The organism is Labrys sp. 22185 (genome assembly GCF_052045555.1).
Taxonomy (GTDB): Bacteria; Pseudomonadota; Alphaproteobacteria; order Rhizobiales; family Labraceae; genus Labrys; species Labrys neptuniae.
On record NZ_JBQEPH010000018.1, the window covers coordinates 1 to 16905 of the forward strand.

16 protein-coding genes are annotated in these 16905 nt (G+C 64.7%); 11 read left to right on the top strand and 5 right to left on the bottom strand.

Annotated elements, in window-relative coordinates; translation table 11 throughout:
• The 3 genes from ACTJKX_RS26460 to ACTJKX_RS26470 all read left to right on the top strand — a co-directional run.
• A partial coding sequence (locus ACTJKX_RS26460; RefSeq protein WP_440727039.1) for a hydroxypyruvate isomerase family protein occupies window positions 1-642 on the top strand: 642 nt, incomplete at its 5' end.
• Between the two features lie 208 nt (window positions 643-850).
• Entirely contained in the window at window positions 851-1744 is an 894-nt protein-coding gene (gene glxR / locus ACTJKX_RS26465; RefSeq protein WP_440727040.1) for a 2-hydroxy-3-oxopropionate reductase, read from the top strand.
• A gap of 166 nt (window positions 1745-1910) precedes the next feature.
• Window positions 1911-3158 (top strand): glycerate kinase type-2 family protein, encoded by a 1248-nt coding sequence (locus tag ACTJKX_RS26470; RefSeq protein ID WP_440727105.1) that lies wholly within the window; start codon window positions 1911-1913, stop codon window positions 3156-3158.
• Window positions 3159-4035: 877 nt separating this feature from the next.
• Here the strand turns inward: ACTJKX_RS26470 and ACTJKX_RS26475 are convergent.
• Window positions 4036-5370: a urate hydroxylase PuuD gene (locus tag ACTJKX_RS26475; protein ID WP_440727041.1), complete on the bottom strand. Its 1335-nt coding sequence runs from the start codon at window positions 5368-5370 to the stop codon at window positions 4036-4038.
• A gap of 315 nt (window positions 5371-5685) precedes the next feature.
• On the opposite strand from ACTJKX_RS26475, the gene ACTJKX_RS26480 reads away from it, so the two are divergent.
• Window positions 5686-6639 carry a LysR family transcriptional regulator gene (locus tag ACTJKX_RS26480; protein WP_311934207.1) on the top strand — a complete coding sequence of 318 codons (954 nt, stop codon included), beginning with the start codon at window positions 5686-5688 and terminating at the stop codon, window positions 6637-6639.
• A 144-nt stretch (window positions 6640-6783) separates the two neighbouring features.
• On the opposite strand, the gene ACTJKX_RS26485 is transcribed toward ACTJKX_RS26480, so the two are convergent.
• Window positions 6784-6945 carry a hypothetical protein gene (locus ACTJKX_RS26485; protein WP_440727042.1) on the bottom strand — a complete coding sequence of 54 codons (162 nt, stop codon included), beginning with the start codon at window positions 6943-6945 and terminating at the stop codon, window positions 6784-6786.
• Between ACTJKX_RS26485 and uraH the strand changes: the two genes are divergently transcribed.
• Together uraH and puuE are read left to right on the top strand one after the other, a co-directional pair.
• On the top strand, window positions 6944-7297 hold the full coding sequence (gene uraH / locus ACTJKX_RS26490) for a hydroxyisourate hydrolase (RefSeq protein ID WP_311934209.1): 354 nt from the start codon (window positions 6944-6946) through the stop codon (window positions 7295-7297). The two genes, ACTJKX_RS26485 and uraH, sit on opposite strands and share 2 nt — an antisense overlap.
• A gap of 3 nt (window positions 7298-7300) precedes the next feature.
• Complete coding sequence (gene puuE / locus ACTJKX_RS26495) at window positions 7301-8731, top strand: allantoinase PuuE (protein ID WP_440727043.1); 1431 nt, start codon at window positions 7301-7303, stop codon at window positions 8729-8731.
• Between the two features lie 70 nt (window positions 8732-8801).
• On the opposite strand, the gene ACTJKX_RS26500 is transcribed toward puuE, so the two are convergent.
• Entirely contained in the window at window positions 8802-9890 is a 1089-nt protein-coding gene (locus ACTJKX_RS26500) for an AI-2E family transporter (RefSeq protein WP_440727044.1), read from the bottom strand.
• 454 nt (window positions 9891-10344) lie between these two features.
• On the opposite strand from ACTJKX_RS26500, the gene glgX reads away from it, so the two are divergent.
• From glgX to ACTJKX_RS26515, 3 genes are all read left to right on the top strand, one after another.
• Window positions 10345-12462 (top strand): glycogen debranching protein GlgX, encoded by a 2118-nt coding sequence (gene glgX, locus ACTJKX_RS26505; protein ID WP_440727045.1) that lies wholly within the window; start codon window positions 10345-10347, stop codon window positions 12460-12462.
• A 134-nt stretch (window positions 12463-12596) separates the two neighbouring features.
• A complete protein-coding gene (locus tag ACTJKX_RS26510) occupies window positions 12597-12974 on the top strand; it encodes a response regulator (protein ID WP_394313494.1) in 378 nt (125 codons plus the stop codon).
• A 153-nt stretch (window positions 12975-13127) separates the two neighbouring features.
• Window positions 13128-13616 (top strand): response regulator, encoded by a 489-nt coding sequence (locus ACTJKX_RS26515; RefSeq protein WP_440727046.1) that lies wholly within the window; start codon window positions 13128-13130, stop codon window positions 13614-13616.
• Window positions 13617-13629: 13 nt separating this feature from the next.
• Here the strand turns inward: ACTJKX_RS26515 and ACTJKX_RS26520 are convergent, their stop codons facing one another.
• The gene (locus ACTJKX_RS26520; protein WP_440727047.1) at window positions 13630-14859 is read right to left on the bottom strand and encodes an MFS transporter; all 1230 of its coding nucleotides are present in this window, start codon (window positions 14857-14859) and stop codon (window positions 13630-13632) included.
• A gap of 143 nt (window positions 14860-15002) precedes the next feature.
• Window positions 15003-15794, bottom strand: coding sequence for a response regulator (locus ACTJKX_RS26525; RefSeq protein WP_440727048.1), 792 nt, complete (start codon window positions 15792-15794; stop codon window positions 15003-15005).
• 329 nt (window positions 15795-16123) lie between these two features.
• Between ACTJKX_RS26525 and ACTJKX_RS26530 the strand changes: the two genes are divergently transcribed.
• Complete coding sequence (locus ACTJKX_RS26530) at window positions 16124-16345, top strand: NepR family anti-sigma factor (protein ID WP_068292011.1); 222 nt, start codon at window positions 16124-16126, stop codon at window positions 16343-16345.
• Entirely contained in the window at window positions 16332-16889 is a 558-nt protein-coding gene (locus ACTJKX_RS26535; RefSeq protein ID WP_440727049.1) for a sigma-70 family RNA polymerase sigma factor, read from the top strand. Before ACTJKX_RS26530 ends, ACTJKX_RS26535 begins: the two co-directional genes overlap by 14 nt.
• Window positions 16890-16905: the final 16 nt, after the last annotated feature.

The following is a 16905-nucleotide window of genomic DNA, read 5'->3' on the forward strand; positions in this document are numbered from 1 at the left end:
GCCGCGGCGCTGAAGGAGCACAAGCTCACCCAGGTCCTGCACAATCTGCCGGCCGGCGACTGGGCGGGTGGGGAGCGCGGCATCGCCGTGCTGCCCGACCGCAAGGCCGAATTCCGCGAGGGCGTCGCCCAGGCCATCACCTATGCCAAGGCGCTCGACTGCAAGCTGGTCAACTGCCTGGCCGGCATCGCACCTGCCTCCGTCGATGCGGGGCAGGCAAGGACCACCTTCGTCGAGAACATCGGCTATGCCGCCGGCGAGCTCAAGAAAGCCGGCATCCGCCTGGTGATCGAGGCGATCAACACCCGTGACATTCCCGGCTTCTTCCTGACCAACACAAGCCAGGCCGCCGAGATCATCGCCGAGACCGGCTCGGACAATATCGGCCTGCAATACGACATCTACCACATGCAGATCATGGAAGGGGACCTCGCCCGCACCATCGAGAAGCACCTGCCGCAGATCTGGCACGTACAGCTGGCCGACAATCCCGGCCGCAACGAGCCGGGCACCGGCGAGATCGCCTATCCCTTCCTCTACCAGTGGCTCGACCAGCTCGGCTATGCCGGCTGGATCGGCTGCGAATACAAGCCCAAGGGCGAGACGGAAGCGGGTTTGGGTTGGCTGAAGGCCACGCGCTGAATCTATCAGGACGTTCCCCTTCTCCCCTTGCGGGACTCCGCAGTTCCTGCGGAACCGCTAGGGGTCCCGGCAGGGGGATGAGGGGTCTTGCGATCCCATGCCGGTGTGGTGGTTCACCCCTCATCCGCCCCTATCGGGGCACCTTCTCCCGCAGGGGGAGAAGGGAGCAACTCCCTAATGTTTTGACTTTATTCGAAGGACTCTCACCATGAATATCGGCTTTGTCGGACTTGGTATCATGGGTTCCCCGATGGCGGGACACCTGATCGCGGCCGGCCACACCGTCTACCTCACCACGCTCGGCAATGTGCCCGAGGTACTCGTCAAGGCTGGCGGCAAGGCCGAGCCGACCGCCGCCGACGTTGCCCGCAAGGCCGACATCATCATCACCATGGTGCCGGATACCCCGGACGTGGAAACCGTGCTGTTCGGCAAGAATGGCGTCGCCGAGGGCCTCTCCGCCGGCAAGCTCGTCATCGACATGAGCTCGATCTCGCCTGTTGAGACCAAGAAATTCGCCAAGCGCATCAACGAGCTCGGCTGCGACTATCTCGATGCGCCGGTCTCCGGCGGCGAGGTCGGTGCCAAGGCCGCCTCCCTCACCATCATGGTCGGCGGACCGGAAGCGGCTTTCGAGCGCGCCAGGCCGCTGTTCGAGACAATGGGCAAGAACATCACCCTCGTCGGCGGCAATGGCGATGGCCAGACAACCAAGGTCGCCAACCAGATCATCGTCGCCCTCAACATCGAGGCCGTTGGCGAAGCCCTGCTGTTCGCCTCCCGCGCCGGCGCCGATCCGGCCAAGGTGCGCGAGGCCCTGATGGGTGGCTTTGCCGCCTCCCGCATCCTGGAGGTGCATGGCGACCGCATGGTCAAGCGCACCTTCGATCCGGGCTTCCGCATCGCCCTGCACCAGAAGGACCTCAATCTCGCCCTCACCACGGCCCGCCAGCTCGGCCTTTCCCTGCCCAACACCGCCACGGCCCAGGAATTGTTCAATGCCTGCGTCTCGCATGGCGGCGCGGCCTGGGACCATTCCGGCTTGGTCCGAGCCCTGGAGATCATGGCCAATTACGAGATCGGCGCGCCGGTCAAGGGTTGACGCCAGCACGCGCCGGCTCTCGACCGGCCGTAGCGTTGTCCCGCACCCTGTCCCCGCTCGGAGCGGATTGGGGACAGGGCGAGGGGCGGCGCGACACATAATAATTCGCATAAGCGTTTCTTCCTCTGAAAGGTTCGCCATGTCGGAGCGGGCATTGTTGACATCGATGTTCGAGGCAGCAGTGGCTGCGGCGACGCCTTCTGCCTGCATGCCGGCCTTCCTGCCACGGCCGCCGAAGGGGCGGACCATCGTCGTCGGCGCCGGCAAGGCCGCTGCCGCCATGGCCAGGGCCCTGGAAGACACCTGGGACGGGCCGCTTCAGGGGGTGGTGGTGACGCGCTACGGCCATGCCGTACCTTGCCAGCGCATCGCGGTGATCGAAGCCGCTCATCCCGTGCCGGATCTCAACGGCGTCAAGGCCGCCGCGCGCATGCTGGCCCTGGTGGAAGGGGCCGGGGAAGACGATCTCGTCATCGCCCTGATCTCGGGCGGCGGCTCGGCCCTGCTCAGCCTCCCGGCCGATGGGCTGCTGCTTTCCGACAAGCAGGCGATCAACAAGGCGCTGCTCAAATCGGGCGCACCGATCGACGAGATGAACTGCGTGCGCAAGCATCTGTCCGCCATCAAGGGCGGGCGGTTGGCCGCCGCCGCTTTTCCGGCCCGCGTCGTCAGCCTGGTGATTTCCGACGTGCCCGGCGACGATCTCGCTGCCATCGCCTCCGGCCCCACCGTGGCCGATCCCACCAGCTTTGCCGATGCCCGCGCCATCCTTGCCCGCTATGGCATAGACGGGCCAGCCCCGGTGATCGCCCATCTCGAGGCAGCGCTGGAAGAGACGCCCAAGCCCGGGGATCCGCGCCTCGCGCGCTGCGAGACCCATCTGATCGCTTCGCCCCAGCAGTCGCTGCTTGCCGCGGCGGTGGTTGCCCGCAAGGCCGGTATCACGCCGATCATCCTAGGCGATTCCCTGGAGGGCGAAGCCCGTGATGTCGGCATCGTCATGGCCGGCATCGCCCGCCAGGTCGTCCAGCACGGCCAGCCCGCCGCCGCACCCTGCGTGCTGATTTCGGGCGGCGAGACCACGGTCACCGTGCGCGGCACGGGCCGGGGCGGCCGCAATGTCGAATATCTGCTCTCGCTCGCCGTCAAGCTCGGCGGGCAGCGCGGCATCCATGCCCTGGCCGGCGATACCGACGGCGTCGACGGCGCCGAGGAAGTGGCCGGTGCGGTGATCGACCCCACAAGTCTTGCACGCGCACGCGCCGCGGGGCTTGATCCGATCGCCAGCCTCGACAACAACGATGCCCATACCCTGTTTCAGGTCCTTGGCGATCAGATCGTCACTGGCCCGACCTTGACCAATGTCAATGATTTCAGGGCCGTTCTCGTGTTGTCCGAGGGAATGAAGCTGTAATGAGACTAGCCCTCGCGACATCAGCCATCTCCGGTGGAGACCATGCCATGGTCCGGCTCGACGAGCTGGCGGCCTGTTCCGCCGACAAAGGTGCGCTGACGCGGCTTTACCTCACGCCGGAGCATGCCGAAGGAGCCTCTCCCGCCAGCGGGAGGCTCTTTGGATTCGTGGTGCTCTCCGTCCCGTTTCGCCGTTTTCGGCAGGGGCCGCGCCACGGTATAGCGGCCGCGGGGCGGGATTCTCTCTCGCCGATACAGGACGTAGCGCACCTGCCTTTTCCTGCGAAGTGCCGGCGTCGGCGTGCTTCCCGATAGTGCGGTGTTTCTTTTCCGCGCCGTATGCCGGAAATGGCGCGAATATCCCTTGCCGGCTTCGGCTGTCTGATCCACCCGTCTGGCAATTTCAGTATGGAGCGCAGGAATCCCTCCCCAACGTCGTGGAAGCTGTCACCGCGCAGCGGCGACGGAAGGAGGAGAGTGGCGCCAACAGGTCGGAGGATGGCAAGATCGCGCGACTCGACCTCAACTCCACACGACCTCGCTGTGCCCGGCCACCCTCCCTGACGTCGGGGAGGGAGTCCTGCGCCCTATCCGCCCATGCTGCGATGTGTGGGTGCGGCAGCCGAAGCCAGGGACGAAACCTCGCGCGCCTTTCGCGAACCACGGGACGTGGGCATGCGGCAGCCTCTGGCGAGAAAGGCGGTTCCCGCCTTTGCCTGCTCTGCTTCGATCAACCCGTCGCCGAAACGGATGGGCACGCCGACCGGATGCTCGGTGGCTCGGCGATAAGGACATTGGCCCAAGACAAAAAAGGCCCCGCAAGCGGGGCCATTGCACGTGTCGAGGGAAAAGGGGAAGGAACTGGCGCCGAGGCTGGCTCAGCGGACGGCGAGTTGGACGGTGGAACCCGTTTCAACAGGCTTGGCTTCGGCAGCTTTGGCTTCGGCGGACTTGCCGGCGTCGACTGGTGTACCCTGTGCCGCGGCCTTCTCGCTCTTGAGCACCCAGTCGCGCAGCACGCGGCGTTCGTCCAGGGTCATTTCGGTCACGTTGTTCGGCGGCATGGCGTGCGTCATCACCGATTGCACGAAGACTTCATGCTCGTTGCGGGCGATATTGGTGGGCGAATCCAGGAGCACGCCCTTGGGCGGCATGTTGATGCCCTGATAGACCGGTGTCTCGGCATGGCACATCGAGCAGCGGCTGGTGATGATGTCGTGCACCGGTCCCGGCACCGTGGCGGCGAGCGCGGTTTCGGTTGCCGCCGGCGCCTCGATGGCGCCGAGGTCGAAGGCATCGCGGAAGGCCGGCGAGCGGAAGGCACTGATCCAGATGGCGCCGAAGATCAGGATGGCCGCAAGCGCCCAGGTCCACCACTTGTCGCCGCGTCCGGCATGGCGTTCGTTGTAGAACACGCGGATCAGCGCGCCGGCGACCAGGATCAGGCCCACCACCAGGAAGGCGTAGGGGCTGGAATAGGTCAGCGGATAGTGGTTGGACAGCATCAGGAACAGCACGGGCAGCGTCAGGTAGTTGTTGTGCGAGGAACGCTGCTTGGCTGCCTTGCCGAGCGCGGGGTCGGGCACCTGCCCGGCCTTGAGCGCGGCGATAACCTTGTGCTGGTTGGGGATGATGATGAAGAACACATTGGCCGACATCATCGTCGCCATCAGCGCGCCGGTGTGGATGAAGGCGCCGCGGGCCGAGAACATCTGCTGGAAGAACCAGGCCATGAACACCACGAAGACCAGGCCGATGCCGGCCAGCAGCGTCTCGTTCTTGCCGATCGGCGATTTGCACAGGAAGTCGTAGACCAGCCAGCCGGCGGCGAGGCCGCCAATGCCGACCACCAGGGCCACGGCCGGCGACAATACCCGCACGCTGGGATCGATCAGGAGCAGGCTGGATTGGGCGTAGTAGACCCACAGCAACAGGCAGAAGCCGGTCAGCCAGGTCGAGTAGGACTGCCATTTGTGCCAGGTCAGGTGCTCGGGCAGGAAGTCGGGCGCCACCAGATATTTCTGCACCTGGTAGAAGCCGCCGCCATGGACTTCCCAGGCCTCGCCGCCTTGACCCGCGGGGATCTTCGGGGTGGGGCGCATGCTTGCGTCCAGATGCATGAAGTAGAACGAGGAGCCGATCCAGGCGATGCCGGTGATGACATGGGCCCAGCGCAACATCAGACTGCCCCATTCGTACAGGGTCATCAGCATAGGTTATTTTCTCCCATTTCCTTCCCTGCCTGGAAAGCGGCCCTTTACGACCGGCTTACACAAGGCATGATTATTTCCTACAGTCACGGCAAGAACCGCCGGCCCGAAGAGCTGGCAAGCAAGAGTCTCGCCAGTTTGAGTGTCCTCGATCCGCATTCTATTCGTCGAATGAGGTCGAGAACGAAGAGTCGGCTCCGGCCGCAGGCAGCACGAGGGGGAGCATGATCAAGCACAAGCAGTCTTTTGCCGGGCGCTGCATCCGTTTCGATCAACGAACGGCAGTCGCCGCCGATCTGTCCTACGGAATCGCCCGCCATGCTTGAAAACTTCCGTTCCTTCGCCCGAGCCGTCGAAGCCGGCAGCTTCTCCGAAGCCGGCCGCCGCATGCGGGTTTCCGCCAATGTGATCAGCCAGCGCATCCAGGCGCTGGAAAACCACCTCGGCTGCCGGCTGTTCAATCGCACGACCCGCAATATGGGCCTGACCGAACAGGGCCGGATCTTCTATGACCACGTCATCGACGCCTTGCACACGATCGATATGGCCGAGGCCAATATCGGTGAGCTCGGTGCCATGCCGCTGGGGTCGATCCGGGTCGCCGCGCCGCTCGGCCTGGGGCGGCGCCTCGTCGGCCCGACCGCCGCGGCCTATCGCGACACCCATCCCCAGATCGACGTGCAATTGCGCCTGTCCGAGCGCCGCCTCGACATCATCGCCGAATCCTGCGACCTCGCTTTGCAATTCGTCACCTATGCCGACGGCTCGATGATCATGCGCAAGATCGCCGACGCCGAGCGTGTCCTGTGTGCCTCCCCCGCCTATGTCGAACGCGCCGGCATGCCGATGACGCCGGCCGATCTGGCGCGACACCAATGCCTGCTCCTGCGCTTTCCCGGCTCGCGCGAATTCCGCTGGTCCCTCAGCCAGGATGGCGAGGAAATCAGCGTTCCGATCAAGGGCTCGCTCGATGCCGACGACGGCGACGTGCTCACCGCCTGGGCGCTTGACGGGCGCGGCATCGTGCTCAAACCGGTCTACGAAATTGCCGATGCGCTTGCCCAAGGTCGTCTGGTTCCTGTTCTGACCGCCAATCCGCCACCGCCTGCCACGCTGGCCGTGCTCTATCCGACGCGAAATCTCGTGCCCCTCAAGGTGAAGGCTTTCGCCGACCTCTTGGTCGAGCGTGGCCGACGCTATCTCGCGACCGAACTCGCCCGGCTGGGGCCCTTGCCGTCCGGCCTGTCATCCTTGCAGGAGAATGAAGCCTGACACGCTCCATCAAGCCTCAGGACGGCCTGCAGCAGAAGAGTATTCTTTATCGAAACATCTTCACAAAATATTTGGAAATGCCGGGCCGCAAATTCGCTATCGTCTGGCGTGTGATTTGAAAATACGACGCGAATTGGGAACGACTCATACGTCCTTGCGAGCGACGCGAAGCAGTCCAGAGCCGGAAGCGCGGCGCTCGGTTGCTTCGCGTCGCTCGCAAGGGCGATAGCGGTCAAACATCATCAGCAGGCGCATGGCGCGGATCGCCAGAGCGTAGCCAAAGACAGGATTGGGTGAGAACGACATGGGAAGGCTCTCCACGCATGTGCTCGACGTCTCCAGCGGCAAGCCCGCGCGAGGCGTGACCATCGAACTCCAGCGGCTGGATGCATCGGGCGGGCGGGTCACCGTGACCACGACGACGACGAACCAGGATGGCCGCACCGACCAGCCTTTGATGGTGGGCGATGCCTTCGTGCCCGGCGTCTATGAGCTCATCTTCCACGTCGGCGCCTATTTCCGCGGCCTCGGCGCCACCGGGGCCGGCGAATTCCTCGATGTCGTGCCTTTGCGCGTGACGCTCGCGGACAAGGACGGCCATTACCACGTGCCGCTGGTCTGCTCGCCCTTCAGCTATTCGACCTATCGGGGCTCGTGAGAGATGACCGCAACGACGCAAGGAACCTATGATCGCGACCTCATCGGCTATGCCGGCAAGCCCCCCCACGCGGCCTGGCCCGGCAAGGCGCGCGTCTGCCTGCAATTCGTGGTGAATTACGAGGAAGGCGGCGAGAACTGCATCCTGCACGGCGATGCGGCCTCGGAAGCCTTCCTGTCCGAGATCGTCGGCGCCCAGCCCTGGCCGGGCCAGCGTCACATGAACATGGAATCCATCTACGAATATGGCTCGCGCGTCGGTTTCTGGCGCCTGCACCGGATGTTCACCGAGCGCCAGATCCCCGTCACCGTCTTCGGCATCGCCAGCGCCATGCAGCGCCATCCCGGGGCCGTGGCCGCCATGGTCGAGGCTGGTTGGGAAATCGCCAGCCACGGCCTGAAATGGATCGATTATCGCGACTACACCAAGGAAGGCGAACGCGAGCATATCGAGGAAGCCATCCGCGTTCACACCGAGGTCACCGGTTCCAGGCCGCTCGGCTTCTATCAGGGCCGCACCTCGGCGCAAACGCTGCAATTGACCATGGAGGAGGGCGGCTTCCTCTATTCGGCCGATTCCTACGCCGATGAACTGCCCTATTGGGTCGAAGGGCCGCGCGGCCCGCAGCTGATCGTGCCCTATACGCTCGACGCCAACGACATGCGCTTCGCCACGCCCCAGGGCTTCAACAGCGGCGACCAGTTCTTCGCCTATCTCAAGGACAGCTTCGACACGCTCTATGCCGAAGGCGGCGAGCAGCCGGCGATGATGTCGATCGGCTTGCATTGCCGCCTGGTCGGCCGTCCCGGCCGCGCCGCCGCACTCGCCCGCTTCCTCGATTACGCCCGCAGCCATGCCGAGGTCTGGTTCGCCACCCGCCTCGACATCGCCCGCCATTGGATCCGTCAGCATCCGCCGGAAGGCGGCTATGTGCCGACGCGCCTCAACCGCGCTCTGTTCGTCGAGCGTTTCGGCGGCGTGTTCGAGCATTCGCCCTGGGTGGCTGAGGGCGCCTATGACAAGGGGCTGACGCCGGCCGAGGATACGGCGGAGGGCCTGCATGCGGCGATGATGAAGGTGCTGAACTCGGCTTCCGACGATGCCAAGCTCGCCTTGATCATGGCGCATCCCGACCTTGCCGGGAAACTGGCCCAGGCCAAGATGCTGACCGCCGAATCCTCCGCCGAGCAGGCCTCTGCCGGCCTCGACCGCCTCACGCCGGCCGAACTCAAGCAGTTCACCGAGCTAAACGATGCCTACAAGGCCCGGTTCGGCTTCCTGTTCATCATGGCGATCAAGGGACGCAGCAAGGCCGAGATCGTCGCCGCCTTCGAGCGGCGCCTGCAGCATGACCGGACCCAGGAATTCGCCGAGGCCGTCAAGCAGATCGGCGAGATCGCCCGCCTGCGCCTGAAGGACATGCTGCCCGGCTGAGCGGTGGCAGCACGTGACACCACGTCCATGCCCTGCCATCACGGGGAGGGTATGGCGACCTCCGGCCGCCTCAGGCTTCCAGGAAACGGCCGATATTGTTGAGGGGGCCGACTCCGTCGCAGATGATCTTGAGGATGGCGAGCATCGGGACGGCCAGGATCGCTCCCGGCGCGCCCCACAGCCAGAACCAGAAGATCAAGGCGAGGATGATCAGTACCGGGTTGAGGGTGAAGCGCTTGGCCAGCAGCATCGGCGTGACGATCTCGCCCTCGATCAGATGGATCACCAGATAGAGGCCGGCCGGCAGGGAGGCCGCCAGGATGGTGTCGAACTGCAGCAGGCCGGCAAAGGCGAACAGGGCGACCCCGAAGAAGGGCCCCATGATCGGCACGAAATTGAGGGCGAAGGCGACGACGCCCCACAGAACCGGGTCACCCAGGCCCGTGGCCCACATGGTCAGGGCAGTGGCCAGTCCCACCAGCGCGTTCATCACGGTGATCGTCGCCAGATAGATCGAGATGTTCTCCTCGATCTGCTGCGACAGCGTCACGACCTGCCGCTTGTCGCTGAAGCGAGGCAGAATTTCGACCATACGCCGCAGGAAGGTGTCGCCGGATACCAGCAGGAAATACAGGATCAGGATCGTCTCGAAGAAGCCGCTGGCGAAATGCTGCGTGCCACGGAAGGCCGCGCCGAGAATGTCGACATTGGCACCGCCGCCGGCACCGATCTGCTGCATGAAGCTCTGGAAGGTCTGGATCGGCTGATTGAGGAAGGACAGGCGCTCCTGCAGCCGCGGCAGGGCATCCGGCAGGCGGGTGGCCCATTCGGTGGCGGGGCCAGCGACGGCGGCCCCCAGCCCCACGAACAGGCCGAAGAACACGAAGATCATCAGGAGGGCCGCGATGCTGCGCGGCAGGCGGAATCGCTCAAGCTGGCGCATGACCGGCTGGAACAGCAATTTCAATACGAAAGCGAGCACCAGGGGCAGAATGATGTCGGCGGCGACATAGGCGATCGTCAGGCTCGCCAGAAGGAGCAGGCAGGCTTGGATGGCCGTCTGGGGCGAGACGCTGCTAGGCCCCTCGTCGAGCTCGACGGGGGCACCGGGCTGCACGGCGGGCTTGTCGGCGGAAAGGGAAGTGGTCTGGTCTTGCATGCATGCCCCTGCTGGTAGCCCGGATTCGTTGTTTTTCGTCGAGGGTGCCTCGTCGGCACGCCATGGTCAGGCCCAACACAATGGAAGGCCTGAGAGTTCCGGCCCGCATGAAACGGACGATGATCGGGCCAGGTTCCGGCGGAACCATCGCGTAAGCAGTGCGTTTCCCGGCTGCCAGGCCTGTCGGCCTGGCAGCCGACGCTGCGGCGCCCGCCCGGTGTGCCCGGCATTCAAGCCACCCGCCGGGCATCCGGACGCGTGTCGCCAAGTGGGTGTGACGAAGCATGAGGCAGTTTCCTTGACCTTGCGCGTTTCATGTGAAACCGGATTTGCGACGAAACCCAAATGCTTGCATCGGCCCATGTTGCAGTGCAGTGTGCCGCGGTGATGCGCGGTACCTCTCGCTGCTCGATGCGCTGGTGGTCCGCAGGACGGCCGAACGGGAGACGATGGCATGACCCAGCTCTTCGGCACCCGGATCCGTGAAGGACATCCTCATCCGCGCGGTGCGATCTGGGACGGGGCCGGCACCAATTTCGCGCTGTTTTCGGCGCATGCCACCAAGGTCGAGGTCTGCTTGTTCGATCCGAGCGGCGTTGAGGAGCTCGAGCGCATCGAACTGCCGGAATTCACCGACGAGATCTGGCATGGCTACCTGCCCGATGTCAGCCCCGGCATGCTCTATGGCTATCGCGTACACGGCCCCTACGAGCCCGAGGCGGGGCATCGCTTCAATCCCAACAAGCTCCTGCTCGATCCCTATGCCCGCGCCCATGTCGGCGCGCTGACCTGGGATCCCGCCTTGTTCGGCTATACGCTCGGCGAGGGCGATCTCAGCTTCGATACGCGCGACAGCGCCCCCTTCATGCCCCGCTGCATGGTAGTGGATGCGCGTTTCGACTGGCCGGGCAACCGCTCGCTGGTGCCCTGGGACCAGACCATCGTCTACGAGACCCATGTGAAGGGCTTCACCAAGCGCCACCCCGGGATCGCGCCGGCCTTGCAGGGCACCTATGCCGGCCTCGCCTCGATCCAGTCCCTCGAGCATATCCGCTCGCTCGGTGTCACCACGGTCGAGCTCCTGCCGGTGCACACCTTCGTCGACGACGATCACCTGCTCCAGCGCGGCCTGAGGAACTACTGGGGCTACAACTCCATCGGCTTTTTCGCGCCCGATCCGCGCTATGCCGCCGACCCCGCGGGCGTGCTGGCCGAATTCAAGCAGATGGTGGCACGTTTCCACGATGCCGGCCTCGAGGTCATCCTCGACGTCGTCTACAACCACACGGCGGAGGGCAACGAACTCGGTCCGACCCTGTCCTTCAAGGGGATCGACAATGCCTCCTATTACCGGCTGATGCCCGATCAACCGCGCTACTACATCAACGATACCGGCACTGGAAACACCCTGAATGTCAGCCATCCGCGCGTGATCCAGATGGTGACGGACAGCCTGCGCTACTGGGTGAACGAGATGCATGTCGACGGCTTCCGCTTCGACCTCGGCACCGTGCTGGCCCGCGAGGTCGATGGCTTCAATCCCGATAGCGGCTTCCTCAAGGCTGTCAGCCAGGATCCCGTGCTCGAGAATGTCAAGCTGATCGCCGAGCCCTGGGATGTCGGGCTCGGCGGCTACCAGGTCGGCGGCTTCACGCCGGGCTGGGCCGAGTGGAACGACGTCTATCGCGATACGGCGCGTGACTTCTGGCGGGGCGAGGCTCGGCCTGCGGCCCTGGCGCCGCGCCTGTGTGGCTCGCCGGACAAGTTCGACCACCGCGGTCGCAAGTCCTGGGCCTCGGTCAACTTCGTCACCGCCCATGACGGTTTTACGCTGCGCGACCTGGTCTCCTATAACGACCGCCATAACGAAGCCAATGGCGAGGACAATCGGGACGGCAGCTCCAACAACCGCTCCTGGAATTGCGGTGTCGAGGGGCCGAGCGAGGATGCTGCCGTCACGGATCTGCGCGAACGTCAGATGCGCAACTTCCTGGCATTGCTGCTGCTCTCCCAGGGGACGCCGATGATCGTGGCCGGCGACGAGTTCGGCCGCAGCCAGCGGGGCAACAACAATGCCTACTGCCAGGACAACGAGATCAGCTGGCTCGATTGGCAGGCGGCGGAAGAGGGCAAGGCGCTGACCGATTTCGTCCGCAGGCTGACGGCGCTCAGACGCAAATATCCCATTCTGCGGCGATCACGCTTTCTGATCGGCGAGCGCATCAACGAGGCGATCGACGTACGCGAGGCGACCTGGATCCATCGCAGCGGCGAGGAAATGATGCGGTCGCACTGGGACGATGCGGGGGAACCTGCCTGCTTCGGCCTGTTGCTGGATGGCCGGGCCCAGGCCAGCGGCATCCGCAAGCGCGGATCGGATGCCACGCTGCTCGTCCTGCTCAATGCCCATCACGAGACGATGAGTTTCACCATGCCTCCCTGCTATGACGGTTCGGCATGGAAACGCCTGGTTGCCACCGACGATCCGGGGCTGCCCGAAGCCGATATCGGCGTCGGCGAAGCCTATGCGCTTGCCGGCCGCTCGCTGGTCCTGTTCGAGCGCGTCGATTGAGCGCGCTCCTGTTTTCCCGGTCAGATCGTCTATAGTGGCTCGAGCGCCCCGGGCGCCTATTTCAGCAGTCAGTGATTCTCAGGTCCGGAAGCGGTTTCCGGCAGCAATTTCGATTTGAGTCCGAGATCCGAAGCATGGCCGACCACGACAAGAGGACCATTCTCGTCGTCGAAGACGAGGCAGTCATTCAACTGCTCGTCGTCGATATCCTGAACGATCTCGGCTTTGCCACGCTTGCGGCCAAGGATGCCGATTCGGCCATACCCCTGCTGGAGGGGACGCAAAGCATCGATCTGATGATCACGGATATCGGACTGCCGGGCATGAACGGATGGGACCTGGCCCGTCGGGCACGCGAGGCGAGGCCTGCGCTGAAGGTGCTGTTCCTAACCGGCTATGAAGCCGCCGAGCGGCAGGATCTCGAAATGGATGAAGGACAGGACGTCATCGTCAAGCCCTTCGAGACCGGCGAATTCGAGGCCAAGGTCCGCTCGATGCTGCCTGCAGCTTGAGACGGAACAAAGGCTGGCTTCGGGCGTTCGCTCTCCAGAGCAGACGGGCATTCCCGGTTGGATGGCTGTCTGCTTCAACTCATTGTTTCGAAACGTCTTTGCGATGCCGATCCATCGCACGACGTCCTGACGGAGCCTGAGGGGACAAGAGCCGTGAAACAGCAAGCCTTCGCCGAGCCAGCCATGCACAATGCGCCGGAACATCGTACTGGCCCGCGCAAGCCGGTTCCTCGCAGTCCCGGCGTCGAATCGGGAGGCGACGATGTCGACAGCGCCCCTCCTGTGACAGTGGTGCTGGTCGATGACGACAAGGATGTCCGGCTGATCACGGCGGATCTGCTCGAAGATGCCGGCTTCAGGGTGCTGCAGGCCGGGCGCGCCGAAGCCGCGCTCGACATCCTGGCCTCGAACGGGGACGCCCGGGTCTTGATCACCGATGTTCGCATGCCCGGGCCGATGAGCGGCTATGATCTTGCCGTGAAGGCCAGGGAGCGCTGGCCCAGCCTGGAAATCATGTTCGTCTCCGGCTTTGGCTTGCCGGAGCGACGTCGGCTCTATTTCGACTGCCTCCTGGTCAGCAAACCCTTCAATCCCGATGAATTCGTCAACCAGGTGCGCGGCCTGGCCGAGCGCGCGAACTGAGCGGCCGGCAGAGTCAGGCCATGTCAGGCAGCGCCCGCAGCCTCGGCACGCGGGACAGCAGGATGACCAGGAGCTGGACCAGGAAGCCGATGGCGGCCGCGCCCAGGCAGGCTGCTGCGCCAGCATGAGCGGCTATGAAGGCACCCGCCGCGGCTCCGACCGGCCTCGAACCGAAAGTTGCGGTCATGACCAGGGCCGAGACGCGTCCCAGCATGGCGTTGGGTGTAATCGCCTGCCGGAGCGTTGTGGTGGTGATCGTCCATAGGATCGGCCCGGCGCCGAACAGGAAATAGCTGAATCCGGCAAGGATCGGCGAAGGGAACCATACCGTCCCCAGCATGAGGAGCGCGGCGCAGAAGCCGCCGAACGGCCCGAGCACGATCATGGTGCCGAAGGAGACGCGCCGAGCAAGTGCCGGGGCGATGCCGGCTCCGGCAATCATGCCGGCGCCATAGATGCCGAGGGTGACGCCGACCTCGAAAGCCGTCAGCCCAAGTATCTGTACGGCATAGGCGACATAGATGGCCTGGATGCAGAACCAGCCGATATTGAAGAAGACGGCGGTAAGAAGGATCGGCCTGAGCAGATCGTGGCGGATGACGAAGGCGGCGCCGTCCTTCAGATCGTGCAGGAGCCTGCGTCCGCTGCGAGCCGCCAATTCTTCCTTCGGCAGGCCGGCGAGCAAGAGCACCGCCCAGATCGAGAGAATGGCGGAGAGGACATAGGCGACGGGCGCCCCAATCCAGCCGACGAGGGCGCCGCCGAGGGCCGGGCCGCCGGCATAGGCGGCGCTACGTGCCAGTTCCAGCCAGCGATTGGCATCGGCAAGCTGGGTGCGCGGCACCAGCGTGGGGATCAGGGCCGGGGCGGCGACGCTGTAGCATACCGTGCCGATGGCGCCGACGCAGCCGAGCAAAGCCAGCAGGGACAGGTTCATCTGGCCGAGGCCGAGCAGCAGGACGGTGAGAGCCAGGGAAAGGGCGCGCAACGCCTCCGATGCCACCATCAGCTTTCGCCGTGAAGCCCGATCGGCGATCAGGCCGGCCGGGATGGAGAGCAGGAGAAAGGGCAGGGTCTGCGCCGTCTGAAGCCAGCCTGTTTCGGCCGGGCCGGCGGCGAGCAGGATCACGGCCGCGAGGGGCGCGGCGGCCAGGGCGATCTGCTCGGAGAGCTGGGCAAGGAGATTCGACCAGCCGATGCGCCGGAAAGCCGGCGGCAGGCGGTCTCTTTCGGGCGTCTTCATGACAGACCTCGGCAAGGAAAGGATCGCCGAACAAAAGCCGACGGCGCGGGTGCCAGCCACCCGTTTCCTGTGCTTGCCGAAGAGGTCATGCTGATCGCGCCGCTCCGTCGCTGGCGGGCATCGCTCCTTGCGTGGAACGCGGTTCAGGCCGGGCGCAGGCTGGCCCGTTTGTTGAAGAACAGTGCCTGGCTGATCGTGGCCTTCACGATTTCGGGCCTGAAGGGCTTGGTGATCAGGAAGGTCGGTTCCGGCTGCTGGCCGGTCAGCAGCCTTTCGGGATAGGCCGTGATGAAGATCACCGGCAGTTCCACGCTCGCCAGGATCTCGTTCACCGCTTTCAGGCCGGAGCTGCCGTCAGCGAGCTGAATGTCGGCGAGGATCAGGCCAGGTGAGTGTTCCGCCACCTGGGCGAGTGCCTGGGCATGGGTGCGTGCGATGCCGACGACGCGGTGTCCGAGCTCTTCCACGATCGATTGCAGGTCGAGCGCGATGATCGGCTCGTCCTCGATGATCAGGATCTCGGTGGCGATCTGGCGGGCGACCTCCTCGGTGGCCTCGGCCACCAGGGTGATCACTTCCTTTTCGTCGACCCGCATGATGGTGGCTGCCTCTTCCGAGGAAAAGCCTTCCATCGTGGTCAGCAGGAAAGCCTGCCGCGAGCGTGGGGCCAGGCGTTCCAGGCGCTGCTCCGGCGAGATGCCCTCGACCTGCTTGGCCGGCTCCATGTTGAGCGCCAGCGAAGACCACAATCTCAGGAACACCTGATAGAGCGCGATGCGTGGCGGAAGGGCGCGCGGAAAGCAAGCGGGATCGGCAACCAGGGCCTCCAGCGTCTCGACCACATAGGCGTCGCCGCTGGCCTGGCTGCCGCTCAGGGCCCGGGAAAAACGCCTCAGATAAGGCAGTTGCGGCGCGATCTCGGCTGCGATCGACATTGACATGCTCCCCAATCGGTCGCTCATGCGGCTGCGGCAGAGCACCACAGACGAATAGTTCCTGACAATGAATTTATTTCTTCGACAGAATGGAACGTATCCGGCATGGGATGCGTTTCGCCGGTTGGTATTGCATTGCCTCCTCCCCGACGACGGGCCTCCACGCCGGCCCAAGCAGAATTTCCCGGTGAGGCCGTGGATGGGCCTCCCCAAGAAACTCTGCAAATGTTCGGTATGGTGCCGATTCCTCTCGAGCGGGGCGATGGCCCGCTCGAGAGGAATCGGCTTGGAAGCAATGTCGGTGCCAGGCCGTTTCCACGGGAGTAGCAATGTCGAGGAATAAGAAGCCAGACGAGGATCTGCCCGATCAGAGCCCCCCCGATGGCGGCAAGCTCGATCCGCAGATCCGCGACTATGTCGCTCGCTCCCTGCAGGCCCATTATGAATCGATCGTCCGGGCGCCCGTGCCCGACAGGTTTTTGACACTCCTGGCCGAGCTCGAAGAGCAGGAGAAGAAGGCCGGGGAGGGCAAGGACGATGAGCGGCGATAGCTTCAAGGACGGGCTCATCGCACATATTCCCAGTCTGCGTGCCTTTGCCGCGTCCCTGTCGGGCTCGATCACCCTGGCGGACGATCTGGTACAGGATACGCTGCTGAAGGCCTGGGCCAATGCCGACAAGTTCGAGCCGGGCACCAATATGCGAGCCTGGCTGTTCACCATCCTGCGCAACATCTACTACTCGCTCTACCGCAAGCGTTCGCGCGAGGTGCAGGACAGCGATGGGGTCTATGCCGAGCGCCTGGCCGTCCATGCCGACCAGGAAGGGCACCTGGCGATCGCCGATTTCACGGCCGCCCTCGCCAAGCTGCCCGAGGAGCAGCGCGAGGCCCTGATCATGGTGGGCGCCTCGGGTATCTCCTATGAGGAGGCGGCGGAAATCTGCGGCGTTGCGCTCGGTACGATCAAAAGCCGCGTCAACCGGGCGAGGTCGCGGCTGGCCGAAATGCTCTCGACCAGCGATGCGGATGAAACGGGGCCGGATGCCAAGATGCTGGCGGCACTCCGGGTCGGCGGGCGCGAGCCTCCCTCGTGACGGCCCGCTTTCGCCA

Excerpts from the sequence above, each read along its gene's own strand:
- glxR (WP_440727040.1), top strand. The coding sequence starts at position 851 with ATGAATATCGGCTTTGTCGGACTTGGTATCATGGGTTCCCCGATGGCG.
- ACTJKX_RS26470 (WP_440727105.1), top strand. The coding sequence starts at position 1,911 with ATGTTCGAGGCAGCAGTGGCTGCGGCGACGCCTTCTGCCTGCATGCCG.
- ACTJKX_RS26475 (WP_440727041.1), bottom strand. The coding sequence starts at position 5,370 with ATGCTGATGACCCTGTACGAATGGGGCAGTCTGATGTTGCGCTGGGCC.
- ACTJKX_RS26480 (WP_311934207.1), top strand. The coding sequence starts at position 5,686 with ATGCTTGAAAACTTCCGTTCCTTCGCCCGAGCCGTCGAAGCCGGCAGC.
- uraH (WP_311934209.1), top strand. The coding sequence starts at position 6,944 with ATGGGAAGGCTCTCCACGCATGTGCTCGACGTCTCCAGCGGCAAGCCC.
- ACTJKX_RS26485 (WP_440727042.1), bottom strand. The coding sequence starts at position 6,945 with ATGTCGTTCTCACCCAATCCTGTCTTTGGCTACGCTCTGGCGATCCGC.
- puuE (WP_440727043.1), top strand. The coding sequence starts at position 7,301 with ATGACCGCAACGACGCAAGGAACCTATGATCGCGACCTCATCGGCTAT.
- ACTJKX_RS26500 (WP_440727044.1), bottom strand. The coding sequence starts at position 9,890 with ATGCAAGACCAGACCACTTCCCTTTCCGCCGACAAGCCCGCCGTGCAG.
- glgX (WP_440727045.1), top strand. The coding sequence starts at position 10,345 with ATGACCCAGCTCTTCGGCACCCGGATCCGTGAAGGACATCCTCATCCG.
- ACTJKX_RS26510 (WP_394313494.1), top strand. The coding sequence starts at position 12,597 with ATGGCCGACCACGACAAGAGGACCATTCTCGTCGTCGAAGACGAGGCA.
- ACTJKX_RS26520 (WP_440727047.1), bottom strand. The coding sequence starts at position 14,859 with ATGAAGACGCCCGAAAGAGACCGCCTGCCGCCGGCTTTCCGGCGCATC.
- ACTJKX_RS26525 (WP_440727048.1), bottom strand. The coding sequence starts at position 15,794 with ATGTCGATCGCAGCCGAGATCGCGCCGCAACTGCCTTATCTGAGGCGT.
- ACTJKX_RS26530 (WP_068292011.1), top strand. The coding sequence starts at position 16,124 with ATGTCGAGGAATAAGAAGCCAGACGAGGATCTGCCCGATCAGAGCCCC.
- ACTJKX_RS26535 (WP_440727049.1), top strand. The coding sequence starts at position 16,332 with ATGAGCGGCGATAGCTTCAAGGACGGGCTCATCGCACATATTCCCAGT.